At 62.7% G+C, this 26,194-nt stretch carries 20 protein-coding genes and 3 pseudogenes; 14 read left to right on the top strand and 9 right to left on the bottom strand.

Annotated features, from left to right (window positions below; genetic code table 11):
• Window positions 1-50: 50 nt before the first annotated feature.
• The 3 genes from K369_RS05855 to K369_RS05845 are packed head-to-tail and all read left to right on the top strand — an operon-like array spanning window position 51 to window position 5,396.
• The gene (locus K369_RS05855) at window positions 51-1,274 is read left to right on the top strand and encodes an exonuclease SbcCD subunit D C-terminal domain-containing protein (RefSeq protein ID WP_036289149.1); all 1,224 of its coding nucleotides are present in this window, start codon (window positions 51-53) and stop codon (window positions 1,272-1,274) included.
• A complete protein-coding gene (locus K369_RS05850; RefSeq protein ID WP_036289146.1) occupies window positions 1,274-5,047 on the top strand; it encodes an AAA family ATPase in 3,774 nt (1,257 codons plus the stop codon). The genes K369_RS05855 and K369_RS05850 overlap by 1 nt, the downstream gene beginning before the upstream one ends.
• Before the next feature lie 43 nt (window positions 5,048-5,090).
• Window positions 5,091-5,396: a hypothetical protein gene (locus tag K369_RS05845; protein ID WP_036289141.1), complete on the top strand. Its 306-nt coding sequence runs from the start codon at window positions 5,091-5,093 to the stop codon at window positions 5,394-5,396.
• Window positions 5,397-5,532: 136 nt separating this feature from the next.
• On the opposite strand, the gene K369_RS05840 is transcribed toward K369_RS05845, so the two are convergent.
• A complete protein-coding gene (locus tag K369_RS05840) occupies window positions 5,533-7,032 on the bottom strand; it encodes an exopolysaccharide biosynthesis polyprenyl glycosylphosphotransferase (protein WP_036290151.1) in 1,500 nt (499 codons plus the stop codon).
• Window positions 7,033-7,358: 326 nt separating this feature from the next.
• On the opposite strand from K369_RS05840, the gene K369_RS05835 reads away from it, so the two are divergent.
• The 4 genes from K369_RS05835 (at window position 7,359) to K369_RS26210 (ending at window position 9,480) form a co-directional block, all read left to right on the top strand.
• Entirely contained in the window at window positions 7,359-7,880 is a 522-nt protein-coding gene (locus K369_RS05835) for an HNH endonuclease (RefSeq protein ID WP_245278113.1), read from the top strand.
• Window positions 7,877-8,443, top strand: a complete 567-nt coding sequence (locus K369_RS05830; protein WP_036289139.1) for an HNH endonuclease — start codon at window positions 7,877-7,879, stop codon at window positions 8,441-8,443. The genes K369_RS05835 and K369_RS05830 overlap by 4 nt, the downstream gene beginning before the upstream one ends.
• 342 nt (window positions 8,444-8,785) lie before the next feature.
• The gene (locus tag K369_RS26215) at window positions 8,786-9,058 is read left to right on the top strand and encodes a hypothetical protein (protein ID WP_156967751.1); all 273 of its coding nucleotides are present in this window, start codon (window positions 8,786-8,788) and stop codon (window positions 9,056-9,058) included.
• A gap of 98 nt (window positions 9,059-9,156) precedes the next feature.
• Entirely contained in the window at window positions 9,157-9,480 is a 324-nt protein-coding gene (locus tag K369_RS26210) for a hypothetical protein (RefSeq protein ID WP_156967750.1), read from the top strand.
• 432 nt (window positions 9,481-9,912) lie between these two features.
• Here K369_RS26210 and gmtX read toward each other — a convergent pair whose 3' ends face one another.
• Together gmtX and K369_RS05820 are read right to left on the bottom strand one after the other, a co-directional pair.
• Window positions 9,913-10,644, bottom strand: coding sequence for a gamma-mobile-trio protein GmtX (gmtX, locus tag K369_RS05825; RefSeq protein WP_036289135.1), 732 nt, complete (start codon window positions 10,642-10,644; stop codon window positions 9,913-9,915).
• A 41-nt stretch (window positions 10,645-10,685) separates the two neighbouring features.
• On the bottom strand, window positions 10,686-10,847 hold the full coding sequence (locus K369_RS05820) for a hypothetical protein (protein ID WP_245278112.1): 162 nt from the start codon (window positions 10,845-10,847) through the stop codon (window positions 10,686-10,688).
• A gap of 161 nt (window positions 10,848-11,008) precedes the next feature.
• Here K369_RS05820 and istA (K369_RS05815) point away from each other — a divergent pair.
• The 3 genes and pseudogenes from istA (K369_RS05815) to K369_RS05805 all read left to right on the top strand — a co-directional run.
• Window positions 11,009-11,908 (top strand): annotated as a pseudogene (gene istA / locus K369_RS05815) (IS21 family transposase); the annotation flags it as partial.
• A 107-nt stretch (window positions 11,909-12,015) separates the two neighbouring features.
• Window positions 12,016-12,600 carry a site-specific integrase gene (locus tag K369_RS05810; protein ID WP_036289128.1) on the top strand — a complete coding sequence of 195 codons (585 nt, stop codon included), beginning with the start codon at window positions 12,016-12,018 and terminating at the stop codon, window positions 12,598-12,600.
• A gap of 9 nt (window positions 12,601-12,609) precedes the next feature.
• Window positions 12,610-13,803 carry an IS91 family transposase gene (locus tag K369_RS05805; protein ID WP_036289122.1) on the top strand — a complete coding sequence of 398 codons (1,194 nt, stop codon included), beginning with the start codon at window positions 12,610-12,612 and terminating at the stop codon, window positions 13,801-13,803.
• A 508-nt stretch (window positions 13,804-14,311) separates the two neighbouring features.
• On the opposite strand, the gene istB (K369_RS05795) is transcribed toward K369_RS05805, so the two are convergent.
• Together istB (K369_RS05795) and istA (K369_RS05790) are read right to left on the bottom strand one after the other, a co-directional pair.
• Window positions 14,312-15,064 (bottom strand): IS21-like element helper ATPase IstB, encoded by a 753-nt coding sequence (gene istB, locus K369_RS05795; RefSeq protein ID WP_036288768.1) that lies wholly within the window; start codon window positions 15,062-15,064, stop codon window positions 14,312-14,314.
• A gap of 13 nt (window positions 15,065-15,077) precedes the next feature.
• On the bottom strand, window positions 15,078-16,619 hold the full coding sequence (istA, locus tag K369_RS05790) for an IS21 family transposase (RefSeq protein WP_036288765.1): 1,542 nt from the start codon (window positions 16,617-16,619) through the stop codon (window positions 15,078-15,080).
• A gap of 183 nt (window positions 16,620-16,802) precedes the next feature.
• Between istA (K369_RS05790) and K369_RS05785 the strand changes: the two are divergent.
• Window positions 16,803-17,484, top strand: a pseudogene (locus K369_RS05785) (IS21 family transposase); the annotation flags it as partial.
• On the top strand, window positions 17,417-18,145 hold the full coding sequence (istB, locus tag K369_RS05780; protein ID WP_024882319.1) for an IS21-like element helper ATPase IstB: 729 nt from the start codon (window positions 17,417-17,419) through the stop codon (window positions 18,143-18,145). The pseudogene K369_RS05785 and the gene istB (K369_RS05780), both read left to right, overlap by 68 nt.
• Before the next feature lie 10 nt (window positions 18,146-18,155).
• Here istB (K369_RS05780) and K369_RS05775 read toward each other — a convergent pair whose 3' ends face one another.
• Window positions 18,156-21,287: a VPA1269 family protein gene (locus K369_RS05775; protein ID WP_084570529.1), complete on the bottom strand. Its 3,132-nt coding sequence runs from the start codon at window positions 21,285-21,287 to the stop codon at window positions 18,156-18,158.
• 7 nt (window positions 21,288-21,294) lie between these two features.
• Window positions 21,295-22,731 carry a site-specific integrase gene (locus tag K369_RS05765; protein WP_210165042.1) on the bottom strand — a complete coding sequence of 479 codons (1,437 nt, stop codon included), beginning with the start codon at window positions 22,729-22,731 and terminating at the stop codon, window positions 21,295-21,297.
• 227 nt (window positions 22,732-22,958) lie between these two features.
• On the opposite strand from K369_RS05765, the pseudogene K369_RS05760 reads away from it, so the two are divergent.
• Window positions 22,959-23,159: pseudogene (locus K369_RS05760) on the top strand (HNH endonuclease); the annotation flags it as partial.
• A 15-nt stretch (window positions 23,160-23,174) separates the two neighbouring features.
• Window positions 23,175-23,654: a hypothetical protein gene (locus K369_RS05755; RefSeq protein WP_036289091.1), complete on the top strand. Its 480-nt coding sequence runs from the start codon at window positions 23,175-23,177 to the stop codon at window positions 23,652-23,654.
• Window positions 23,655-23,671: 17 nt separating this feature from the next.
• On the opposite strand, the gene K369_RS05750 is transcribed toward K369_RS05755, so the two are convergent.
• Both K369_RS05750 and K369_RS05745 read right to left on the bottom strand, forming a co-directional pair.
• Window positions 23,672-24,481, bottom strand: a complete 810-nt coding sequence (locus tag K369_RS05750; protein ID WP_156967749.1) for a hypothetical protein — start codon at window positions 24,479-24,481, stop codon at window positions 23,672-23,674.
• Between the two features lie 114 nt (window positions 24,482-24,595).
• The gene (locus K369_RS05745) at window positions 24,596-26,143 is read right to left on the bottom strand and encodes a helicase HerA-like domain-containing protein (RefSeq protein ID WP_036289083.1); all 1,548 of its coding nucleotides are present in this window, start codon (window positions 26,141-26,143) and stop codon (window positions 24,596-24,598) included.
• Between the last annotated feature and the right edge of the window lie 51 nt (window positions 26,144-26,194).

Raw genomic sequence — 26,194 nt, 5'->3', positions numbered from 1 at the left:
CTTCTCGTCTTCGTGGTAGACGACGCCGCCAAGACACGAAGGACGCGAAGCTGCTCACGATTCTCCATACGGCCGATTGGCATCTCGGCGCGCAGCTGCAAGGCTGGCCGCGCGAGGCGGAGCATCGCAAGGTCCTGCGCGCGCTGGTCGCCATCGCCGCGGAGCGCCGCGTCGATGCGGTGATCGTCGCCGGCGACATATTCGACAGCCTCAATCCTTCCGCCGAGGCGCAGAAGCTCCTCTACGACACGCTGAAGGAGCTGCGCGCCGCCCTGCCCGCGGCGACCATCGTCCTGCTCGCCGGCAATCACGATCCCGCCGGCCGCATAGAGGCGCCGCGCGCTCTGTTCGATCTCGTCAATGTCGCCGGCGTCGGCACGATCGCGCGCAAGAATGGCGAGATCGACGCCGATGTCCATCTCGTGCCGTTGCGCGGCGCCGGCGGCGCGATCGAGGCGCATCTTCTCGTCGTCCCCTATCCGCGCGCCGCCGATCTGCCGGTTCTCGAAGGCGAGAGCGAGGGTTCGCCCGTCGTGCGCTCCGTGCGCGCGCTCTATAGCGAGCTGATCGCCGCGGCGCGGGCGCGCATCGGCGCGGCGCCGCTCATCGTCACCGGCCATTTGCATGTCGCCGGCGGCCTCGAATCGGAAGGCGCCGAGCGCCGCATTCTCGTCGGCGGCGAGCATGCCGTTCCGCCGGACGTGTTCCCGCCGGATGTCGCCTATGTCGCGCTCGGCCATCTGCATCGGCCGCAGGCGATCGGGCGCGAGAGCATCCGCTACTCCGGCTCGCTGCTGCCGCTCTCCAAGACCGAGATCGACTATCGTCACGGCGTGTCGATCGTCACGATCACGGAAACCGCGACGACGGTCGAGCATGTCCCGCTGCCGCGTCCCACGGCCTGCCTGCGCATTCCGCCGCGCGGCGGCATGGCGCGGAACGATGTCGACGCCGCTTTCGCGGCGCTCGCCCTCGATCCGGCGACGCCGGCGGATGAGAAGCCTTTCGTTCATCTGACCATCGCCGCCGAAGGGCCGATCGTCGGCCTGGACGCCGAGATCGACGCGATAGCGGAGAAATTTCCGATCCGCCTCGCCTCGCTCACCGTGGAGCGCCCGCAGCGCGCCGAGACGGAGGCGCCGGCGCCCGCCGCGCTGCGCCTTTCGGAACGCCAGCCGGTCGAGCTGTTTCGCGAGGCCTTCGCGCTCACCCATAAAGCCGAGCCGACGGCGGAGCATCTCACTTTGTTCCATTCCGCCGCGATGGAGGAATAGTGCGCATTCTCGCGATCCGGGGCGAAAATCTCGCGAGCCTCGCCGAGCGTTTCGAGATCGATTTCGAGAAGGAGCCTCTGCGCGGCGCCGGCCTCTTCGCCATCACCGGCGAGACCGGCGCCGGCAAATCGACGATTCTCGACGCGCTCTGCCTCGCGCTCTACGACGCATTTCCGCGCGTCGCCGCGCAGGGCGTCAATGAGAGCGTTCCCGACCCCAGCGGCCAGACGGTGAGCGCGGCCGATCCGCGCTCCATTCTGCGCCGCGGCGCGGGACGCGGCTTCGCGGAGGTGGATTTTCTCGGCCGCGACGGCGAGCGTTATCGCGCCCGCTGCGACATTGCGCGCGCTCGCGGGCGAGCGACAGGCAATCTGCAGCAGCGCAGCCGCGCGCTGCATCAGCTGGATACGGACGGCGCGGTCGTCGCGGCGGTGGCCTCGGGCGTCGAGCCGGTGCGCGCCAAGGTCATAGAGCTCACCGATCTCACCTTCGAGCAATTCCGCCGCACCGTGCTGCTGGCGCAAGGCGATTTCGACGCTTTCCTGCGCGCCGATTCGAAAGAGCGCGCCGATCTGCTCGAGAAGATCACCGGCGCCTCCGTCTATGCGGAAATTTCCAAGCGCGTCTATCTGCGAACGAAAGCCGCGCTGGAGGCGCTGGATCGTCTGCGCCGCCGTCGCGACGAGATCGGCCTGCTGCCGGCCGAGACGCGCGCGGAGCTGGAGAGCGAGCGCGACACCTCAGCCGCGGCCCGCGCCGAGGCCGCGCGCGAGCGCGACGAAGCCGCCGCTCTGCTGCAACGCCATGCGGCGATCACGCAAATGGAGACGCGCCTCGCCGAGGCGGAAACCCGCGAGCTGTCGGCGCTCGCCGCGCAGGAATCCTTGGCGGAAACGCGCGAGCGGGCGAAGATTCTCGATCTCGCCGAGCCGCTGCGCGCGCCCCTCGCCGCGCGCGAGGCGGCGACGCAAAATCTCGCGCGTGCGACGGCGAGCGAGATCGCCGCACGCGAAGCCGCAGCGAAAGCGCAAGCCGCGCTCGAAGAGGCGCGCGAAAGAGAAGCGCAAAAGCGCGCGCGTTTGGAGGCGGCGGAAGCCGAATTCGAACACTTCGGCCCGCTATGGTCGGCGGCCGAACATCTCGACGCCGAAGTCCTCGCGGCGGAGCGAGAGGCGGCGCAAGCGGAAAAAATCGCGCATGAGGCCGCGCGCGTCGCGCAGCAGAAAGCCGACGAAGAGACCGCGCTGGTCGCGCAAGTCGCGACGACGGAGACGCGCGCCGAGACGATGCGCGCCGCGCTGGGGCGTCTCGCCGCGGCGGAGCCGCTGCTCACGCGCTGGAGCGAAATCGCCGAGTGGCTCGGCCGCCGAGGCGAGGCGGCGAAATCGCTCGCCCGCGATGCCACGCGCGCGAAAAAGCTCGGCGCGGAGATCGACGCCGCGACACGCGAGCTGGAGACGCTCGACGGCGCGGATCGCGCGGCGAAAACCGAGCGCGCCACGCTGACCGAGCAAATAGAGACGCGCGGCGCCGCGCTCGCGCAGCTGAAGGAAGACGAGGCGAGCGAGCGTCGCCGCGTGGTGGACGCGCTCGCGCGTCTCGCCGCGCAGCTCGAGATGCAGATGCGCCGCCATGCGAAGGCGCGAGACCTATGGCGCAGCGCCATGCTCGATCTCGAGGGCGCGAATGTCGTGCAGGAAAACGAGACGCGCGCGCTGCGCGATGCAAGCGCCGCGCGCGAGCTTTGCGAGGCGAAGCGCGGCGAGGTGGAGCGGCTGGGCGAGATCGCCGACGTCGCCGTCTCCAAGCAGGCGCTGGCGCTACGCGCGAGCCTCGTCGATGGCGCGCCCTGCCCCGTCTGCGGCGCGCGCGCGCATCCCCATGCGCATGAGAGCGAGACCGCCGATGCGCTGATCGCCGAGCTGCGCGCGCGCCGCGACGCGCTGCGCCGCGAGATGGTGGAAGCCGAGCGCGCGATCGCCGCGGCGAGCGGCCGCCTCTCCGCAGCGCAGGAGCGCGCCGCCGACGCCACGCGCCGATGCGACGAGGCGCTCGCCGAAAGCGACGAGGCCGCGAGAGATTACGATGAAGCGCGCGCGCGCTGGCCCGAGGATGCGCCGGCGCCGGCCTCGATCGAGGATGACGCGGCGCTCACGCGCCTCGCGGAGCGCCTCGAGCGCGAGAGCAATGCGCTCGACGAACGGCTGAAGAGCGCGCAGGCGCTACGCGCCGATATGGATGCGCTGCGCCTCGCGCATGATCGTCTCGCCGCCGCGATCGACGAGCGCCGGCAGAGGCGCGACGACATCGTCGCGCGAATCGCCGCCGCGCGTGAAGAGACCGCGCGCATCGGCGAGACCCGCGCCGCCGCGACGGAGAGCCTGAGCGCCGTCGATCGCGCGCTCGCGCCTTTTCTGCCGCTCTGCGATCTTTCGCTCGCCGATCTCGATCGCGATGCTGCGGGCGCGATGCGGCGACTGAAGCAGCGCGGCGCGGATTTTCGCGAGGCGCAGGAGAGCGCCGCGCATATGGTGCGCAGCCTCGAGGAGCTGATGCAAAATCTCGCCGGCCTTCGCATAGAGGCGCGCGCCCGCGCCGAGGCGGCGGCGACGGCGAAGAGTCAGCGCGAAGAGCGCGCCGGCGTCCTCGCCGAGCGTCGCGCGCAACGTGGCGAATTGCTGGGCGGCGAGCCGACGGCGATCCATCGCACGCGCTGCAATGACGCGCGTCTCGCGGCGCAGCAGGCGCTCGAATCCGCCGCGCGCGACAAGGCCGAGACCGAGGCGCGCCGCGCGGGCGCCGAGCGCGATCTCGCCCATGCCGGCGAGGCGCTCGCAGAAGCGCGCGCGCGGAGCGAGACGGAAGCGCGGAATTTCACCGAGGCCCTGATCATTGCGCAGATCGACGAAGCGGCGGCCCTCGCCCTGCTCGCCGTCTCGCCGCAGGAGCGCGCGCAATTGCACGCGCGGCTGGAGACGGCGGACGCAGCGCTCGCCGCCGCGCGAACGGAAAGAGACGCGCGCGCGCGCGATCTCGCCGATGCGCTCGCCGCCGGGCGTCCGGAACAGGATGTCGCAATAGCGGACACGCGCCGCGCCGAGGCGGAGGCGAAATTGGAAGCTCTGGCGCGGCGGCTCGGCGAGATCGGCGAGCGGCTCGCCGCCGATGATGTCGCGCATGGGCGCGCGCAGACGCTGGCCGGCGAGATCGCCGCAGCGGAGGCGACACATAAGAGCTGGGCCGAGGTCGACGCCGCCATCGGCTCTGCGAGCGGCGACAAGTTCCGCCGCTTCGCGCAGAGCGTGACGCTGGAGCATCTCGTCGCGCTCGCCAATCGCAATTTGGCGACGCTGACGACGCGCTATCGGCTCGAGCGCTCGGCCAGCGACACCGCCGATCTCGGCCTGCAGATCGTCGATCGCGATCTTTGCGACGAGCGGCGCTCGACGCGCTCGCTCTCCGGCGGCGAGCGCTTTCTCGCTTCGCTCGCGCTGGCGCTCGGCCTATGCAGCCTCGAGGGGCGCGGCTCCTTCGTCGACACTCTGTTCATCGACGAAGGCTTCGGCACGTTGGATCAAGGAACCCTCGACGTCGCCATGGACGCGCTGGAGCGGCTGCATGGGCAGGGCCGCAAGGTCGGCGTCATCAGCCATGTCGAGTCGCTGCGCCAGCGCATTCCCGTGCAGATCAGGGTGGAGAAGCGCGGCGGCGGCCGCAGCGCGGTGCGCATAGAGGCGCGAGGAGGATGGATCTCTGCGCTGCAGCCGACATGACGACGCAGCGCCTTCGAAGCGCGTTCGAAAAAAGGAATATTATATGCGGTTCTTTATCGGACTCTTGCTCGGCTTCTCTGTCGGAACAGTGTTTGCCTTCCCGATCCTGATCTGGATGGCGGCACTGATCGCGCCACTGTTTCGTTTCATCGGACTGCCGAACGAATCGACCTACCCGCAAATCCTGATACCATTCGTGATTGTCTACTCGGTATTCGCCGCTTGCTCGATTCGCCTCGGCAAAATTGCTCACGTCGATTCGCTTCTGCTCGGCTTTTTGCTGGCGTTTCCTGTCGTCTCCCTCGGCATTCTCGCCGCCTTGACCCTCGGAGAGCAAGCGATCGATTGAATTGGCGCGCGCCGGGACGGCCGTGTCATACGTTTTTTCTGCCGCCTCACGGCTCTGGATTGCTTCGCTTCGCTCGCAATGACGGCCACGAGGATCATCGCTTCTTCGAGCGAAGCAATCACTTGGAAAATTGGCCTCACAGCGCGTTGCGATACGCCTTGCGTGAGAAGATCGTCATGAAGATGATCCACACGTCGAGCGGCAGCGACCAATGGTCGATGTAATAGAGATCATGCTCGACGCGCAGGCGGATCTTCTCCGGCGAGTCGATCTCGCCGCGCAGACCGTTCACCTGCGCCCAGCCGGTGATGCCGGGCTTCACATTGTGGCGGCGCGCATAGAGGGCGATCTTGCGCTCGAAAATCTGGTCATGCGCCAGCGCATGCGGGCGCGGGCCGACCAGCGACATCTCGCCGCGCAGCACATTGATGAGCTGCGGCAGCTCGTCGATATTGTAGCGGCGAAGGAAGCGGCCGACGCGCGTCACGCGCTTGTCGCCGGCCGTCGCCTGGGTGATGTCGCGGCCGTCCTCCATCGTCGTCATGGAGCGGAATTTGGCGATGCGGAAGGGCTCGCGGTTGAAGCCGTGGCGACGCTGGAAGAACAGCGCCGGGCCTTTGCTGTCGAGCTTGATCGCCGCCGCGACGAGGAGCAGCAGCGGCGACAGCGCGACGAGGCCCGCGGCCGAGAAGACGATATCGAAGAGACGCTTGGCGATGATCTCGAGCGAATCGTGCCGGCGGCCGCTGAGATTGAGGCTGGCGATCGAGCCGATCTTGTTGATATGCGCATCGACGAAACGGTCGAGCACGCGCTCCGGCCCGAGATGAATCGACGCCGGGACGCGCAGGAAGGCGGCCACGCAATCGTCGATGACGTCGGTGCGGCTCCAGGGCGCGAGAATGAACACATCATCCGGCAGCAGCATGCGGGCGGAGGCCTGCGCCAGAGCGAGATCATCCTGCATGGCGTCGGCGCGGTCGCGCAGCGCCACGGCGGCGACGACATTCATGCCGCTCTCCCAGGGCTGATAGCGGCGCATGAACTCGTCTATGTCGCTCTCGAAGCCGACGAGGAAGACCCGGCGGGCGGAGGCGCCGCCACGCTCGGCGCTGCGCCGAACCACGCCGACCAGCGCCGCGCGCGCCGCATAGACGGAGAGAAATCCCGTCGCATAGAAGAGCACGAAGGCGCCGCGCGAGGATTCCTCGGTGGCCTTGGCGAGAAAGCCGAAGGTCAAGGCGCAGACGAAAGCGACGCTCCACAGAACCGCGCCGCGCCAGCCATGGCCTTCCAATGTCAGATAATTCTTGATCGCATATTCGTGCCGCATGACGTTCGAGAGCACGAAGAGGATCGCCGCGAACATGCACAGCCGCAGATTGGGCAGCGTCGAGCCGTCATAGCCATAGGCGAAATAATGATACAGCGTCTCGCTGGCGATGGCCGTGGCGAGAATGACCGCCACATCGACCAGCGCCGCGATCACCGAGAAGGAGGCGCGCATCAGCGCCGCATTCGGGCTCGGCATGGCGCGCGACCAGCCGCTGCGCAATGCTGCGCTGTCGGTTCCAGCTTTGACGCGAGCGTCGTCCTTGCGGAGCGACGAAAAGGGAAGATCGGCGATACTCGACACGGCTCGTCTCCAACCCGATACTGCCGCCGTGCCGTAATGGAGCAATTCCCCCGTTTTGGCCGGCTTTCGGATCGGAAGCTGCAATCCGCCTGCCCGCAGAGCGGCGAAAAGGCGGCGAATCGGAGGGAGCGGCGGGGAGGCGAAAGCGAAGCCCGCGCCCAACTCATTGATAAATAAAATATTTACCATATTCGAGGGCGAAATCGCGCGGCTGCGGCGCCGCGGCGCCGAGAGAAGCCTTCACAATGGCGTCATCCTGCCTATAGACTATGGCCGCGGCTCGGGGGCTGGGAGGCGTCCGAACGATTCGCGGAAAGAGGGCCGAGGTGACCGTTCACTTTCGCCAGTCCAATGTTTCGCCGCAGGCCTGTCCTGCATTGGTTCTCAACGCCGACTATCGGCCGCTGAGCTACTATCCTCTGTCCCTATGGGGGTGGCAGGACGCGATAAAGGCGGTCTTCCTCGACAGGGTCAACATCGTCTCGGAATATGACAAGACGGTCAAAAGTCCGAGTTTCGAAATAAGATTGCCCTCTGTCGTTTCGCTCAAAGCCTATGTAAAGCCGGCCCGCCATCCCGCCTTCACCCGATTCAACGTCTTTCTTCGCGACCGCTTCACCTGCCAATATTGCGGACAGCAGGACGATCTCACCTTCGATCACGTGATCCCCCGCTCCAAGGGCGGCGCCACCACCTGGGATGTCCTCCGGGGGGTGGGGGACATATTGTATGTGTTGGTTCAGAGGGTTAGGAACACGATATATCGTGTAACCGCCTCTTGTAACCCGCAAGGGGCCCATGGGCCACAGGGTTACAATATGCCTCGTTGCGCGGAGATGCTCATATGACCGAGCATCCGGCAGCGCATCTGCGCACCCTCGTTCTCAATGCCGACATGCAGCCGCTGTCGTGGGCGCCACTCTCGATCTGGAGCTGGCAGGACGCCTTCGTGGCCGTCATGCAGGATCGGGTCGTGCAGGTGAAAGCCTATGAGGACGTCCACGTCCGATCCGCCTCGCGAACGCACGAAGTCCCCTCCGTAGTCGCCCTCAAAGCCTATCGACGGCGCAAGGTGGCGGCGTTCACGCGCTACCACGTCTTCGTGCGCGACGAGTTCCGCTGCCAATATTGCGGCGATAAATTCAGCCCCAAGGAACTCACATTCGACCACGTGATTCCGCGTAGCAAAAATGGAATTGCCGAGTGGTCGAACATCGTGGCGTGCTGCCCAGCGGACAACCTTCGCAAGGGCAATCTCACGCCCAAGCAGGCCGGCATGAGGCTGCTGCGACAACCCTTCGAGCCGAGCCCTCGCCAGCTCGACGAGATCGCTCGCCGGCTCCAATGCGCTCAGGACCTCCATCAGTCGTGGATGGACTTCCTGTATTGGGATAGCGAGCTCGAACGGTAACGGTCGGGCGGTCAAGACCAAGAAAGGACTGGGGGCTTTGCCCCCAACGACGTGTCAAAGGGTGGGTCCTCGCAATCCTCGCCATGCTCGCCCTTCGGGCTGCGCGTGGCTCCGGGTTGCTCCGGTCCCGGCGCTTCGCGCCGCCTTTGACACTCTGCCCCCCAGTCTCGCCGACGGGCAGGGTTGCAGGCGAGGCCTGCAACCCTTTTTCAATCTCTCGACGAAGTCCTGCTCTATCGAAAGGTGAAGCTGCACCTTAATCTTCGCGAAATTGGTGCCGTTTTGAGGCTCTTGACTTCCCAACACCAAAGATCAACTCTTCATTCGAAGGAGCACGCAAACATGCGTATGGTTTTTCGTCGCCTGACCGGGCAAGTGATTCATGAAGAGCCTTGGTCGGGCATCTCGGCAACCCCAGCAGAATTTCGGGAGCACGCCAAGACCGCCCTATTTGGATTTTATGCGACCGACGATCGATGTTTCTGGCCAAAGGCCGAACACACGTGCGCCGCAGAAGAGGTTATAATCCTCGACACAGAGGGCGAACTGATTGCTCGCTACACGATTAACGATATTATGGCAGATACTAAACTTACCCTAGTTGGACGACACTAATAAAATAGCTAGCAACAAATGCACCAGCTTAAATGCGGCTGTTGCTTTGATGGTTGGCGGAGCCAAAACACCTAGCGGTATAAAGCTGGCATATAGATATGAGAAAGATGCAAAGAAATTTTTTCTGTGATTTTCACAACACCAATTGCGATGATGGTCGTTGTACAATTCATTATTGCGCCGCATCTCTCGCCAAGAATGGCAAACAGGCTTCGTTAAAAAAGCCTATAAATCCCCAATATCCAGATTCATTTCTAGAGAAAGAACTTCCTAAAGTCGCAAAAGCAGTTGCAAAGCAGTATTGTAAATATAGAGGAATTACGCTATCTAAGGATAAATTTACTAAATTAGCAGCCAGTCCATTTATTATCGAAGAAGCAAGAAAGAGAATAACATCAATAATTGCGATATTTATGAAATAATTAAACACCCATAATAAGCACAGCCCCGCGCCTCTATGGCCACGTCGCAAAACCATCATGTGCAGAGAGGCATCAATGCGCGTTGTTTTTTACATATTATTTGCAATACTATTCCTATGCAACCCAGTGTTTTGGATTGTTTCTTTTCGTGCTGTACTAGGCGTATTTCATGAGTCTGGAATTATAGATATATCGATGGCTGCATTAGTCGTTTGGGGTATTTATTATACTATAAGACAATCAAGTCACTAGCAATGCAAAACAACCAAAATTGTCGGTTTTCGTATGTGTGATCGAGGGCAGCTCTATGGGCTGCGATCTGTTTCTTCGTCCAAAAGGCATTGGTATGCCCTTCATATTTCATATGTTGTATACACAGCGCAAACAGAAATCGTGCATTCGCATAGTTGGCGAGGACGTAAGCCTGTGTGGCTAGTCATCGATCACCTTCCGCAACGCTGTGACGAACGCCAACGGCAGCACGATCCTCCCCTGCTCCGAGAGCAGCCCGCGCACCTCGTCGATCTTGAAGCCCTCGTCGAAGAGGAACTCCTCGTCCAGAAACCGCCGCACTGCGTCCCGTTCCGCCTCCGTGAATGCCTCCTCCGCCGGCGCCGGCAGGACGGCGGTCTCGGGGGCGTCGGCCTCCGCGTCCGCCTGCGGAAGGGCGTCATAGCACTGCTCGGGCGTCAGCGCGGCGATTGGCGTCAGGCGCCCGTAGGCCTTGCGGAGGGTCAGCAAGTCGCGCCGTAGCTGGTTCCGCTCCTCGGCCACGGCGCGGATGCGCACCCTCGTCGTCTGATCCCGAACTTCGGCGACGAGCTCCTCGATGGCGGCTTCCCCTCGGCTTTTGGATCTGCCCCGCTTGCGGACGGCCTCCGTTTCCTTCTGGCTGGCCGCGCAGAGATCCACAAGCCGCTTCAGCCGATCGGGCTGGTCGCGGATGCCCTGCTCCTTGGGACCGCCCCACCGCTCCTTGGTGATGCGCCCGACCGCGGACACCGTGATCGGCTTTCCCGCTGCGATCAATTCGCAGCAGGCCGTCCACACCCGCTCGATGCTGGCGCGGCCCCGCGCGGTCGTGTTCTCCAGCAGGCCGTTCTTGAACTCTTCGGCAAGCTTCGTATCGGACGGATCGTTCTCTTCGGCCTCGCGATCGGCCATCGGCGCCTCTTTCCCGGTTGAGCCAACGCTCCCACGCCAACTCAACCCTGCACCGCAGCCCGCAGCGCATCGTGCATCCCGGTCGTACGGACCGAATAGCTCGGCGGATCGACGACCGCCTTCCTGAACACTTCCCGGCTGCCGACCAGAACGACCTTCTCCCGCGCCCTCGTCACGGCGGTGTAGAGCATCGTCCTGTCCATGATCTGGCTCGCCGTCACGGGAATCACCACTTTGAGCATCTGGCTGTTATTCGGCGTGCAAGTTTGACCCCCATACGAGGGGAATCGGCGTTGAAAATTGACCCCCTCTGGTGAAGTCCGGACAGTCCGCCCGTTTTGGTTGAAACGGCGGGTGGTGGGGGATGTTGATTGTGGAGACGATCGGACGAATCCGTCGCGAACATTTCGTCAAGGGCAAGACGATCAAGGAGATCGCTCGCGATCTGGGCATTTCACGGAACACGGTCCGCAAGGCGCTGCGGTCGGAGGCAACGTCCTTCGCTTACGAGCGCGACAATCAGCCGTTTCCCAAGCTCGGGCCTTGGTCGGACAAGCTCGATGAGGTTCTCGCGGAGAACGAGAAGAAGGCGCCGCGCGAGCGGCTAACCCTGATCCGTATTTTCGAAGATCTGAGCGGCCTGGGCTACGCGGGCGGCTATGACGCTGTGCGTCGCTACTCGCGCAAATGGCGCAGCGAGCAAGGCGCGGCGACGGCGGCCGCCTATGTGCCGTTGAGCTTCGAGCCGGGCGAAGCCTACCAGTTCGACTGGAGCCACGAGATCGTTGTGCTCGACGGCGTGACGACGACCGTGAAGGTGGCGCACATGCGTCTGTGCCACAGCCGCATGCCTTTCGTTCGCGCCTATCCGCGTGAGACGCAGGAGATGGTTTTCGACGCGCATGATCGCGCCTTTACCTTCTTCAGGGGCGCCTGCACGCGCGGCATCTACGACAATATGAAGACGGCGGTGGAGACGATCTTCGTCGGCAAGGAGCGCAAGTTCAATCGTCGCTTCGCGCAAATGTGCAGCCATCATCTCGTCGAGCCGGTCGCCTGCACGCCAGCGTCCGGCTGGGAGAAAGGCCAGGTCGAAAATCAAGTCGGCCTGGCGCGGGAGCGGTTCTTCACGCCGCGCCTGCGGTTCAAGACCTACGACGATATGAACGCCTGGCTTCTCGATAAATGCGTCACCTACGCCAAGGCTCATCCGCATCCGGAAATCGCGGACAAGACGGTCTGGGAGGCATTCGAAGAAGTGCGTATTGAACGAACCCGCTACGCGGGAGGGGCGGCGAGATCGGTGAAGTGAAGCTTCCTGTCTGAGAGGATGTGATTGCCACATCACCCCTCTCGAGACAGGAGCCCCAGATGGCTGCCACGAGCCCTCTTCGTCAGCGCATGACCGAAGACATGACGATCCGCAATCTCTCGCCGGCGACGCAGCAATCCTACCTCTATGCGGTAGCGCGTTTCAGCCGACATTTCGAGTGTTCGCCGGACCTGCTCGGCACGGAGCACGTCCGCGCCTATCAGCTACATCTGGTCACCCAAAAATATTCCTGGACGCACATCAACCAGGTCGCCTGCGCACTGCGGTTTTTCTACGGCGTCACGCTCGGTCAAAAGGACGCCTTGGAGCGGATCGTCTTCGGCCGCGAGCCGGAGAAGCTGACGCCGGTCCTCGCGCCGGAAGAAGTCGCGCAGTTTCTGGAAGCAGTCGTCGGACTGCGCAACCGCGTCGCTTTGACGACGGCATATGCGGCCGGGCTGCGGGTCGGCGAGGTCGCGCGTCATCTTCTGGAGAGCGGGGTCGACATTCGCGTCATCCAGGTTCTGCTGGGTCACGCCGATCTGTCCTCGACGTCGCGCTACACACGCGTCGCCGCTGATCTCATCGCCGCCACGCCGAGCCCCTTCGACCGTCTCTCGCTCAGGGTGATGCCGCCCGAATAGTCGGCGCGCATGCGCCAAAAGATCGAGGTCGCGGATATTTTCCGCCGCTATGGCGCCGCGTTTCGCGCGGCGCAAGGCGTCCGACTGTCTATCGACCAGCGCCGCGCGATGGCGGCCATCGAGGCGTGCCGAACGGCGGCGCTCGGCGGGCATGTCGAGCAGTGCGAGGACTGTGGAGAAGTTCGCGTCTCTTATAATAGCTGCCGCAATCGACATTGCCCCAAGTGCCAAGGGCTCGCGCGTGCGCAGTGGCTCGCCGATCGTCGCGCCGAGCTCCTGCCGGTTCCGTATTTTCACGTCGTCTTCACCGTGCCGGCGCCGATCGCTGCGATCGCTCTCCAGAACAAGGCCCTCGTCTACGATATTCTGTTCAAGGCGGCGTCCGAGACGATCCGCGTCATCGCCGCCGATCCGAGGCATCTCGGCGCCGAGACCGGCATGATCGCCGTCCTGCACACCTGGGGGCAGACTCTCACGCATCATCCGCATGTCCATTGCATCGTGCCGGGCGGCGGTCTCGGGCCGGATGGACGCTGGGTCGCCTGCCGACCCGGCTTCTTCCTGCCCGTGCATGTTCTCTCCCGGCTTTATCGTCGCTTGTTTCTCGAGCGCGTGAACGCAGCGTTCGACGCCGGCAATCTGACGTTCTTCGGCGACCTCGCGGCGCTGCGAGCGCCGGCTGCGTTCGCCCGCTATCTCGCCCCGTTGCGCGACATCGAATGGGTCGTCTACGCCAAGCGCCCGTTCGGCGGCGCGCGACAGGTCCTCGATTATCTCGGCCGCTACACGCATCGTGTCGCGATCGCCAATGGACGGCTGCTGGCATGCGACGACGGCGTCGTGCGCTTTCGGTGGAAAGATTATCGCGCCAACGACAAAATCAAGGCGATGACTCTCGACGCCGACGAGTTCATGCGCCGCTTCCTCATACACGTCTTGCCCAAGGGCTTTCGGCGCATTCGTCATTTCGGCTTTCTCGCCAACGCCCGCCGCGCCCAGAAGCTCGCCCATATCCGCGCCGCTCTCGATATGGCCGAACCGCCGCCGAGCGTCGAACCCACCGACTATCGCGAGCGATACGCCATGCTCACCGGCAAGAGGATCGACATCTGCCCCTGCTGCGGCGGCCGCATGGTCGATTTCGGCCCTTGGCCGCGTCCTTCGCCGCCGCGCCACTCGACGCAAAGATGCGACACCTCATGAGGCCGATGAATCGCCGCCCGTTCTTACTCGCCGACTTCGACGGACACACTCCTGCGCCGAACGGGAGCGATCGGCGCGGCGCGCGTTTCCACGCCGCCATCCAGAGATCGCGAGCGCAGCGCCGATCGCAGATCCACCCGAAGCTGCGGCGCCATCGAGCATCGGCGCCCTTTCGGCCGTTCGCTGCTCGATCCTCGCAGCTGTCCCCATCTCCGATGGCGCCGTCTAAATCAGGCCCGGCGCATCGAGCGCCCATAGATCGTGGCTAACGTCACCGCGGCTTCGTTCAATCCGGCTTCAAATAGGTCCCGCGGTCCAGCCGCTGCATCATCCGTGGCGCGGGACCTATTTGAACCCTCAAGTATTCCGACGAAGCCGGCCGTGCATTCCAATATGAAGCCGGCCACCTGTTCCGATCCGAAGCCGGCCGGCGTTCCGATTTGATGTCGGCCACCGGCGTCGTGCGTGCGCAGATCGATTTGGATGATGTTTCGCGTCGTGGACGCGGTCAAGCCTGTTCGAGTTTTGCGGGCGCCGAGCGGCGCTTGCGGAGGCTGTCGCCGGAGAGCTCGAGCCGGTAGGCGTTATGGATGACGCGGTCGAGGATGGCGTCGGCGATCGTCGGTATGCCGATCATCTCGTGCCAACGATCGACCGGAACCTGGCTGGTGATGACGAGGGAGCCGGCGTCGTAGCGATCCTCGACGATCTCCAGCAGATCGCGCGCCTGGTCGCCGACGAGCGCCTCCGGCCCCCAATCGTCGAGGATCAGCAGCCGCGCGCGTGCGATCTTGCGCAGCAGCCGGCCGTAGCTTCCGTCGCCATGGGCGACCGCGAGATCGGTGAAGAGGCGCGGCACGCGATAATAGAGCACCGATATGTCCTGCCGGCAGGCCTTCTGGCCGATCGCGCAGGCGAGCCAACTCTTGCCGAGCCCGCTCGCCCCGGTGATCAGCAGATTGCGCCGTTCGGCGATCCAGTCGCAGGCGGCGAGCTTCAGGAACAGAGCCCGGTCGAGCCCGCGTGGGCTCTGATAATCCACATCCTCGACGCTGGCCGGATGGCGCAGGCGAGCGGCGCGGGAGCGCGTCTCGAAGCGCTTCTGACGACGCAGCGTCAGCTCGTATTCGAGCAGCAGGCCGAGCCATTCGGCGTGGTCGAGGCCTCGGGCCTCGGCCTTGTGCTCGAGTTCCTTGAACCCTTTGGCGAGGCCATAGAGCCCGAGCGCGTTCAATAGATCGAGTGTCGGATGGGCGAGCATCGATGGGTTCCTTTCAGTGGTAATAGCCGGGACCGCGGAGATTTTCGTGATCGAGCAGCGTCGCCGGAGCGCCGTCCCTCGCGCCGGAAGCCCTGGATTTGCCGGCAAGCAATGCGGCGACGCTCTTGCAATTGAGCGCGCCGATTTCCAGCGCGCGGGCGGAGACGGCTTCGGCCTGGGCGGCGTCGACGCCGCGATAGAGCTTCAGCAGCCCGAGGCAGGTCCGAAAGCCCTGCTCGGGATGACGCCGCGCGGCGAGCACGGCGATGATGAGCCCCTCGGTGTGCGGCCCGATCGTCGCCGCCCAGCGGCGGAAGCGATCCGGCGTCCAGGCGGCGTAACGCCGGTGCGCGCTCGGCATGTGTTCCGGGGCCGTGCCGTGCCGGGCGCCCATGTAGCGGCGCTCGTGCAGGCCGACGCGCTGACCGCGGTGAAAAATCTCGATCATCCGCTCGGTGACGCGCACGTCGACCTCGGCGTGGATGAGGGCGTGCGGAACCGAGTAGAAGAAGCTCTCGACCTCGATGTGATAATCGATACTGACGCGCGCCCGCTTCCACTCGGCGAACTCCCAATCCGTCGCGGGCAAGGGGCCGAGGGCGTCGCGCTCTATTTTCTCGAACAGCTCTCTGCGGCTGATCCCCAGCTTGCGCATCGGCCGGCCGTTCATCGTCTCCATGGCGCGCGCGATAGCGGCGTTGCATTCGGCGAGCGAGAAGAAGGTCTGCCGCCGCAGGCGCCCCAGAATGTAGAACTGCGCGAATCTCACCCCGGCTTCGACCTTGGCCTTGTCGCGCGGCTTTCGCGGGCGCGTCGGCAGCACGCCGACGTCGTAATGCGACGTCAGCGCGCCATAGGTCCGATTGATCTCGGGGTCGTAGAAAGAGGACTTATTGACGCCGCTCTTGAGATTATCGGGAACCAGCAGCCGCGGCGTCCCGCCGAAAAAGCGGAACATGCGCACATGCGCGCCGGTCCAATCCGCCAGCTTCTGCGTCCAGCTCGCCTCGGCGTAGGTGAGATTGGAGGCGCCGAGCACGGCGACGAAAATCTCCGCCTCACGGATCTCGCCGGTCACCGGGTTCACGATCCCGATCCGCTTGCCGGAATAATCGACGAAGACCTTGTCGCCGGCGACGTGATGCTGCCGCATCACCGGCGTCAGCCGCCGCTCGAAGCCACGAAAAAGATCGCAGAACCGGCTGTAGCCATAGCCCTCGGGGTTGGCGTCCCGATATTCCTCCCACAGGATCATCAGATTGACCCCGGGGCGCTTCATCTCCCGCGCCAGCTCCGCCCAGTCCGGCTCGACCCGGCGTCGTTGGCCCGTCTTGAAGCCGGGGCGCGCGAACAGCCGCTGCTCCAGCGCGTCGTCACTGGTCTCTTCCGGCAGCGGCCAGATCAGCCCCGCCGCCGCCGTTCGCTTCAAATAATCCTGCACCGTGCTGCGCGCCACGCCGAGCCGCCGCCCGATCTCCCGCGCGCTCACCCCCTCATGGGCGAGCCGCAGCATCTGCCGAAGTTGTCGCATCGTGAGTTCTCTCTTCGCCGGCATCCCGTTCTCCTCGTCGATCTCGACGAAGCGGAATGCCGCAGTTGCTGACCTGTGGGCAGCAGACGAAAAGAGGACCGGAAGGGCCTCCCGGTGGCCGGCTTCAGTTCGGAACGGTGGCCGACTTCAAATCGGAACGCCGGCCGGGATCAAATCGGAATCCCTGGCCGGATTGCGTCGGAATTCGCAGAAGAAGAGCGCCCGAAGCTCGTTCCGCTGCGCGGGCGGTTCGACGGATTCCACGAGCTGACCGCGTCGGTGTCGAAGACTTGCCTCGTGCGCTTCGACAACAATAAATACTCGGTCAATGCGAGCGCCGTCGGCGCCCCGGTCGAGATCCACGCCTACGCCGACCGCATCGTCTTCCGCCAAAAAGGGCGGGTGGTCGCCGAACATGCTCGGGCCTTCGGGCGCGGCGCGACGATCTTCGATCCCTGGCATTATGTGCCAGTTCTCGCGCGCAAGCCCGGCGCGCTACGGAACGGCGCGCCGTTCAAGGACTGGGTGTTGCCGGGAGCGATCGAGCGCGTGCGGCGCAAGCTCGCCGGCAGCAATGATGGCGATCGACAGATGGTCAAGGTTCTGGCCGCCGTCGTCGAGGACGGATTGACCGCGGTGGAAGCCGCCTGCGCGGAGGCGCTCGGCCAAGGCGTCCATTCCGCCGACGTCATTCTCAACATTCTCGCTCGCCGGCGCGAGCCGCCGCCCCCGCCGACGATCCCGACGCCCGAGTCGTTGATGCTGCTGCACATGCCGCTCGCCGACTGCGCCCGCTATGATCAATTGAGGAGAACAGGCTGATGGAACGCACCAAGCTCTTCGATCTCATGGGAGAGCTCAAGCTCTTCGGCATGAGGAACGCCTATGACGAGGTGATGTCGAGTGGCATAAAGAGGCAGCATGAGCCGCCACGCATCGTCGGCGATCTTCTCGAGGCGGAAATCGCCGAAAAGCACGCGCGCTCCATCAAATATCAGATGACGATCGCCAAATTGCCGCTGGCGAAGGACTTCGACGGCTTCCAGTTCAACGGTACGCCGATCAATGAAGGGTTGGTGCGCGATCTCTCGAACGGCGGCTTCCTCGACCAACAACGTAATTGTGTTTTCGTCGGTGGAACCGGTACGGGGAAGAGCCATCTTTCGATAGCGATTGCAAGAAATTGCATTCGCGCTGGAAAACGCGGCCGCTTCTTCAACACCGTCGAACTCGTCACCAGGCTCGAGACCGAAGCGCGAGGAGGTCGTCAGGGACGCTTCGCGGAATATCTCACGAGAATGGACTTCATCATACTCGACGAGCTCGGCTACTTGCCCTTCGCGCAATCTGGCGGACAATTGCTCTTCCATCTGATCAGCCGGCTCTACGAACGCACCTCTATCATCATCACTACCAATCTCGCATTCGGCGAATGGCCGAGCGTGTTCGGCGACGCGAAAATGACCAGCGCGCTGCTCGATCGCCTCACCCACCATTGCGACATCGTCGAGACCGGCAACGAAAGCTGGCGCTTCAAGAACCGCGCCTGACGCTTCCCGATCACATCGCGAACCGAAACGCACTCGCCCCGGCTGCGCAACCCCGCCAGCTCCGCCGGGGCGAGCGCTCGCGTTCCGCCCTACGCCAAAAGGGGGTCAATTTTGAACGCCGATCGGGGGTCAATTTTCGATGCCGATTGACAGACAGTTGGTAGAACAGGGCTTCGTAGCCGTTCTTCTTCAGGAACTGGTCGAGGATCTTTCCCTTCTTCAGCCGGGCGGAAGGCTCGGCCTTCTCGGGGAAAAGCTCGCAGGCATGGGCGACGAAGTCGACGAGATCCCATTCGGAGGTATGTTCCAGAACGACTTCGATGTCCTCCTGAGCCCCCATGCGGGTGAGCCAACCGAGCCGCTTCGGCCTGTCGTCCTCTTGGGCGCCGCCCTTGCGGGCGCGGTCGTGCAGCAGCACCCTCGATTTTTCGATCAGCGCGAAGCGGGCCTGCATGGACTTGAGCATCAGGTCGATCTCCTTTTCGAGAGCATCGACTAGGTTGCGCTCGCGCTCGACGAGCCGGCTCTTCTTCCCGGCGGCCTCGGCTTCCGCGACCTTCTCTTTGACGCGTTGCAGATCCTTGGCCTTTTCACCGATCGAGAAGACGTGGGTGTTGAAAGCCACGACTTGGCCGTTCAGGAACTCGGGGCCGGTGATGAAGAACCGGCAGAGGGCGCAGTTGCGGGGGCCGCCGGGAACTGGCGCATAGTGGGGGTTGTTCTGCGAAGACAGCTTTTCCCCGCCTTGGTCGCACATGGCTCGACCGGTCGGACACACGCCATCGAGCCCGATCGACCAGAGCCCCGGGGAAGTGTCCGCCAACCGCTCCAAGCCGCTTTCGTCGTTGGACGCCACGAAATCGCTCAGGCGATTCGCGTCGACTTCGTTCATGAAGGAGAGGAAATCCTCCTCCATCCCGTCGTCGAGAGCGGCTTGAGCCTGATCGAGCACGTCCGTGATGTAGGCTGGGCCGAATTTGGCGTAGTGCAGCGTCATCAGGATCGTCGCATGCCCCGACAGGAACTCGGCGATCACCTGGATCGGGACGCCGGCCTTGACGAAGTGGGTGATGCCCGCCGCCCGCAATCCGTGGAGGGAATACGACGGATTGCGGGGAACGGCTCCAGTCAGTTCATCCTCGGCCGCCGATCTGGTAAGTTGTACCTTCTCGCCCTGAGCCGCCAGTCTGCGCTCGATCTCCGCGAGGCATTTGGGGAAGAGATTGTTCAGCCGGTTGTACGTAACCGGCTCGTCCTTGTGACCTCTCGTGTTTGTCGGGTCGCGGAACAGGAACGTATAGCCGGGCAAATTCTCTGTGGCGTCGTTCGGGTTAAGCCGCTTATCCGTGCAGAGTCGACGCGTCATCAACCGTTTGGCTGGATTGTATTTTTTTTGCCACTCGATGAGAAAGTCGATGTGCGGGGCCAGTTCCGCGCAGTCCCATGGAATGTCGTAGCCGACCTCGAACTCCGCCGACGTAACCACCGCCGTCTTGTTCGTGGTGATGTGTATTCCCACGGAGTCCCTCTGCGAAGAGTGGTCGTAGAGGCTTTTCCAGAACCCTTCCTGCCGCCCTTGGACGGCAAGAGGGTGTTCATTCGCGATCCATTCCTTCTTTTCGCGATCATAGATGGTTTCGTCCGCCTCGCCGCTGTCCAGCAGGCGCATCTGGATCGTCCGAATGGGGATGATGAGCAATGTAAGCAAGCCGAGAGATCGAGCTGGACACCAGACATTTACGAAGCAATCCAGTTTATCGTCATAGAAATCAAAGTAGTCTTCAGAAAGTGATCTCGGCCATGCGTAATCGTTCTCGGTGATCAGATCCTTCATCATCTTGATAATACGGATCGGGAGAACCTCCTTGTCGGTTTTTCCAGAACCGGATGTCCAACTGGAATCATTATCGAACGATTTGATTGGCGACTGCCAGTCTGGAAAGTTTCGTCCGTGCTCGTCCTGCCACTGCTCGAAGAACCTCTTCAAGTCGCTCAGGGCATTGTAGCCGATTTGTCGTCCTGCATAGCCTTCCCGATGGATATACTCGATGTAGGTGATTTCCGGCTCGGCGGAATCCTGCAAACGTTTGATGTGACGCCTCGAGCATTCCTGCGGCGCCAACGGCGGATCTCGAAGCGACCGTAACCATTTGATGAACGGCTTGATACTTGTGACCAAGGATTCTGGAGATTTGAAGGGCTTATTATTAATCCACCATGAGAACGCCTCCGCCCACGCCGCAAGGTCAGGGCGAGCATCGTCGCCATCCACCAACCATGCAAAAGAATGATTCAGCGTACTATTTTTATTCTTTATGAGTCTATCGCGGATCTTCCTCTCATAATTCAATTCGAATTCTGGATCAATTCCAAACTGATTTGAAAACAGCGCCTCAAATATTTTATCAAGCTGACATTTTGTCCTGGCATGCGCCGAGGACTGTGTTTTTGTCGTTTTGATCGACTCACGATATTCGTCGTCGATCCACGCCCAGAATCTATCGAAGAACTTCTCGGTAAAATCCGTGACTGAAGCGAATCTCGCGCAACCGATCAAATGCTCGAACAATGTCGAAAGCCTTTTGCGATCATACTCGTTTGTCCTTCCGAGCGTCAGTCTCTCCACGACCTCCTTCAGATCCCGATGAAGGACAAATGTTTGGGCCTCGACGCCGCTGCCGATCCAACCTACGTTAGCGGGCGTCATCATGCCTGCGGGGTAAAGTATGAGATCGTGGTTGCGCGCCTGTTCGATAAGGAGCCTGACGCCGCGACGGAGCCTAACGCCTCCTTTCGCACGCTTTTTATCGTCGCCAACGCCGAACCCGTGCTCCCGAATTTCGACCGAACACTCAAGCATTTCATCGATGCATCCGATTACATCGTCGACGCTTTTTGCCTCGAGCAAGGCATCACGGACACCCGTGAAATATTCATGATTGCATTTGTTGTAGTGAAGCAGAGATTTTCCCGCCTTCACTTCCAAATATTCTCTCAGAGAATTAGCGTATGAATGCCATTTGTCCACCGGCTCGTTTCGAACGAATAGCCGATTAAGCGACAGGTTGACCTCTATATTTCCGAAAGTTTCTACCTCGGTAGTGACGTGCAGCAGGCGCTTCGTAACAGGTGTGTCCAACATAGCTCGCTCATGTGTTCCAATGGGCAAAAAGATTCAAGGGATCAGATTTCCAGTGATAATCTAATATTCCGTTATTTGGTGGAATGACATAATCGTTATCGGAATCGAAATTGCTCGCGGCATCCAGCATATTCTTTATGCGCTCGAATGATGGCTTCGTGTAGACCAGTTGGGATTCGATGCTCTTGTGGTGCATTGCCTGCTGGATCACCACGGGCGGCAGGCTCATGTCCACGAGGGTCTGTCCATAGAGGTGGCGCAAGCCGTGCGGGTTCAGACCTCGATTGGCGTCGGGCGTCTCACCGATGCGATCGAGGGCCGCCTCGAAGGCTTCGTTGAAGGCGCCGATGCTCCAAGGCCTTCCGAAATCCAGATGGCTCAACGATACGAAAAGGTACGGATGGTCCAGTCCCGTCGGTCGCACATGGTCGCGATAGATGCGATAGAGATGGTAGAAAAGGGACCGAAGCCGGCCGTTCATCCAATGGGCGACGGCATAGAAGTCTGGCTCGCCATGATCGAGCAGCATCGACTTCCACCCCGCATGCTCGCTATCGTGGTACGGCAGCTTGCTTCTCGGCGTTCGCCCGAATTGTTCGGCCAGATATTGGGTGCGCTGCCCCGACACCAGTTTGCCGGTGCGCTTTCCCCTCCAAGAGATTTGTCCAAGGACAGGATCGTACAGATGCACCCTGTTCGTCCGAACATCGTCCACAAACATATGGAAGATTTCGGACTTCCGCAGCCCGGCGCCGGCGATCAATGTCAGGGCCATCATCAGCGTTAGATTGTACTTGTTCGCGATCGGGTGCCCGAAGTCCTTCGCCTGACGCGTACGTAGGCACCCCTCGAACAGCAACGGTCCGATCAGCCTCCTGGGGAACACCTTCGCACTGCCCCTGCGGGCGACGATCGCGCCGCGCGCGGCATTAAGCGGCTTGACCTTCCCGTGATTCCCCGCATCTCGGAACGAGAGGTGGAACAGCTTCGAGTGGCGTTGTTTCTGTTCGCGGGCGAAAGCGGATGACGTGGCCAAGGCGAAGCGGCTGGCGGAAAGCGGGTTCTTCTCCCCCCAGAGGTCGGTGACAGTGCGACAGAAGTCCTTGAGGACGCTCCTCGCATGAGCGAGCTTCGACGGCATCCAAGGCTCCCAAAACAACCCCGTGGGGTCCGTGCCGTCGGGTTGCACGGTGCCGTAAGCAAAAGCACTCATGCAGTTGTCGATAAAAGCGTCCGCGTCGGCTTTGTCCCCAAGCGACCCTTTATGAGTGGCGCGGAAATAGTCGTAGAAGGAGCCGATGAAGCGGGCCGCTTTTTCGAACCAAGCGGAGCTGTGGCCACGGACGCCGTCGGCGCGGAAAAAATACCACGCTTCGTAGAGGATCTGACCGGTGTCGAGGACGATCAGCGGGATCGATTGTCCAGGCGGCGTCTCCACCGGCACCCAAACCGTAGTATGGAACCTGCCCATCGCCCCGCAGCCCTATCGAAAATGAAAAATCGAATCGCTTGTCAGAGTTACACGATGCAATATACAACCCCCAAGAACGCAGGATCAAGCTGGACCATAACGGTCGCCCATGGGGTATGTCGGCGGCGAGACAGCCCGCAAAATCGTGGCTTTTCGGCAGGGAGTGCGAGTTGCAATATATCGCTTTAACCCCCATAGAAGAGAATGTCGTCGCCGCCTGCTCGGCCTGCAATCTGCGCAAGGCCGACCGGCTGCCGCATGAGGCGCATATGCTGCCGGCCCAGCCGCCTTTTCAGCCGAGCGTCGCCGATCTCCACCGCAATGGGCGGCTGTTCCCGCCCAATTATCTCCATGAGAGCTGGCTCGATTATCTCTATTGGGATTCGGTGCTGGAGCCCTGATCGCAATCGAGCCACATGCTGCGTCGCCTCCTCGTCGTCTCTTTCGCCTTCGTGCTCGCCGCCGGCGCGGGCATGATCTTCCTGCCCATCGCCGCGCTCAGCGATCCCGCGACGCGCGAGGCCGGCTCGTCCTTGGCCATGGGCGCGCTGTTCTCGGCCGAGCCCGATGATGTCGCGGCGGCCTTCGGCTATCTGCTCTGGGCCATGGGGATCGCCGCCTGCGCGGCGCCGCTCGCCATTGTGGCGCTCGTCGGCGAGATCGCCGGAGCGCGCGCCTACACCTGGTACGCCGGGGCGACGGCCCTGCTCGCCGCCGCCGCGCCGACGATACTCCGCGCCGCGCGCGGGAGCGGACGCTTTATCGAGGCGAGCCCGGCCGAGGGGCGCTTCACGCTGCTGTTCTTTCTCGCCGGGGCTTTGACGGGGACGATCTATTGGCTGATCGCCATGCGCGGGCGAGAGCCGCGCGGAGAGCGGCCGCAAGGGCTTATGTGAATATCGCCGCGTTATCGTCACTCATCGTCGTCGTCTTCCTCTTCGACCGATATCCTGTCGACGAATTTCAAATATTCTTGTGGCTCCATATGTCGCCGCAGCTCGTCAATCTCGCCGCCCAGGTCACCGGACGGGTAGATGCGTATCGTCGCCGTGAATCCACTCAGAAGCTGGTCGCGGGTCATCCGCCGCATACCACGCGGACGGCCGCTATATCTGCGATAACCCTCGACCGTGACCATATTGCTCAGCATTTGCCGCGCAAACCCATAGGCGTTATGCAGAGGCACGCCTTCCGAAACCGGATCGTCGAAACCAGTCAGCCTCGGCCTCTGGAAACCCATGCCTGCCGACTGCTTCAGCTTCTCGGCCCTGCGCGGCAGCACCGGCGAGATCGGATCGAAATCCCAATGCAGATTCGGGCAATTGCCGATGATGAATTCGCCGGTTGTGATTCCCATGTCGAAGATCACATTGTAGCCGGTGTTCTCGCCCGTCCACGGCGGGTCGTAGGTGTAGTATGAACCCGTCGGATAGCCGTCCGGCCCCACGAGAACGAGCAACCCCGCAAATTTATTGCCCCAGCGATTGAGCGCCCTGACACCTTTCTCGTCCGGCCAGATGGAGACGCAGAAATAACGGCGCAGCCACTCCCGAAAATAAGCGACGCGTTCATGGCGCACGCTCATGAAATAGTCGAAATTCTCGGCCGCCTGCTCCCGCGAGAGCAGCCGCTCCTCCACCTTGTGCGGCGGATCATAGAGCGGATAATCGCGCAAAGCGCGCCGCAGCCATTTCTTTCTCAACCAGGCCTGTGGGCGGAGCATTATATGCGACTCTATATATGGACGATTCAATGAGCATTGCGTGCCGACCATCGATCTGAAAGATGCGAAGGCGGATTTTCCGGTCTGGTCGATCGCGCCATAGAGCGTCGTCCATCAGCGCGATATCCCGCCCAGCACGCCGCGCAGCACTTCCTTCGCGATCTGCGTGCCGATGGAGCGCGCCGCCGATTGCACCGCCGAGCGCATGGCCAGCTCGCCGGTGGACATGCGCTTGGGATTCTCGCGCTTGAACAATCCGCCGACCACGCCGCCGAGCGTGCCGATGAGACCGCCGCCGGCGCTCGCCTGCGTCGTCTGCGCCTCGGGCCGGGCGGGGCCGGCGCCGGCCGAGCTCAAATGGCCCTCGGCGCGCTTCTGCAATATTTCAAAGGCCGATTCGCGATCGATGGGCATGTCGTATTTGCCGCGCAGCGCGCTCTCCGCCAGCACGGCGGCGCGCTCCTCGGCGGTGATCGGCCCGACGCGCGAGGCGGGCGGCGCGATCAGCACGCGATCGACGATCTCCGGCTTGCCCTTGGCGTCGAGCATGGAGACGAGCGCCTCGCCGACGGAGAGCTGCATGATCGCTTCCGCCGTGTCGAAGGCCGGATTTTGGCGGAAGGTCTCCGCCGCCGCGCGCACGGCTTTCTGGTCGCGCGGGGTGAAGGCGCGCAGCGCATGCTGCACGCGATTGCCGAGCTGGCCGAGCACGCTGTCCGGCACATCCAGCGGATTTTGCGTGACGAAATAAACGCCGACGCCCTTGGAGCGGATGAGCCGCACCACTTGCTCGATCGCCGTCAGCAGCGCCTTGGGCGCATCGTCGAAGAGGAGATGCGCCTCGTCGAAGAAGAAGACGAGCTTGGGCTGCGCGAGATCGCCGACCTCCGGCAGCTGCTCGAACAGCTCCGACAAGAGCCACAGCAGGAAAGTGGCGTAGAGCCGCGGCGAGCGCATCAGCTTGTCGGCGGCGAGTATATTGATGACGCCCCGGCCGTCGCGATCGACGCGCAGAAAATCGGAAATGTCGAGCGCCGGCTCGCCGAAGAATTTCTCGGCCCCTTGCGTCTCCAGCACCAGCAGCTGGCGCTGAATGGCGCCGACGGTCGCGGGCGCGACATTGCCGTATTTCGTCTTCAAAGAGCCCGCATTGTCGGCGACATAGGTGAGCGCGGCGCGCAGATCCTTGAGGTCCAGCAGCAAGAGCCCCTGCTCGTCGGCGACGCGGAACGTCACATTGAGCACGCCCTCTTGAACGTCATTGAGCTCGAGCAGGCGCGCGAGCAGCAGCGGCCCCATTTCGGAAATGGTGGCGCGCACCGGATGCCCCTGCTCGCCGAACAAATCCCAGAACACGACGGGGAAACGGTCCACCGCATAGGCGAGGCCGATCTCGAGCGAACGATCGACAAAGGCCTGGCGCATCTCGCCGGGCTGCGACAGGCCGGCGAGATCGCCTTTCACATCGGCGAGAAAGACGGCGGTCCCCGCATTGGAGAAGCCTTCGGCGAGCTTTTGCAGCGTCACTGTCTTGCCGCCGCCGGTCGCGCCGGCGATGAGGCCGTGTCGATTGCCGACGGAAAGGGTAAGGTAACTATAAACGCCGTCGGCGCTCGCGCCGACGAGGATTTTTCCGGGGCTGGCGTTCGGATCGTCGCTCATGTTCTCGCGCCTGCGCTCAATGGGAGAATCGATGCGCCGACATTATATATC

The organism is Methylosinus sp. PW1 (assembly GCF_000745215.1).
GTDB lineage: Bacteria > Pseudomonadota > Alphaproteobacteria > Rhizobiales > Beijerinckiaceae > Methylosinus.
Note: the sequence above shows the minus strand (reverse complement) of the source record. Positions and strands in the feature narration are given on the sequence as shown.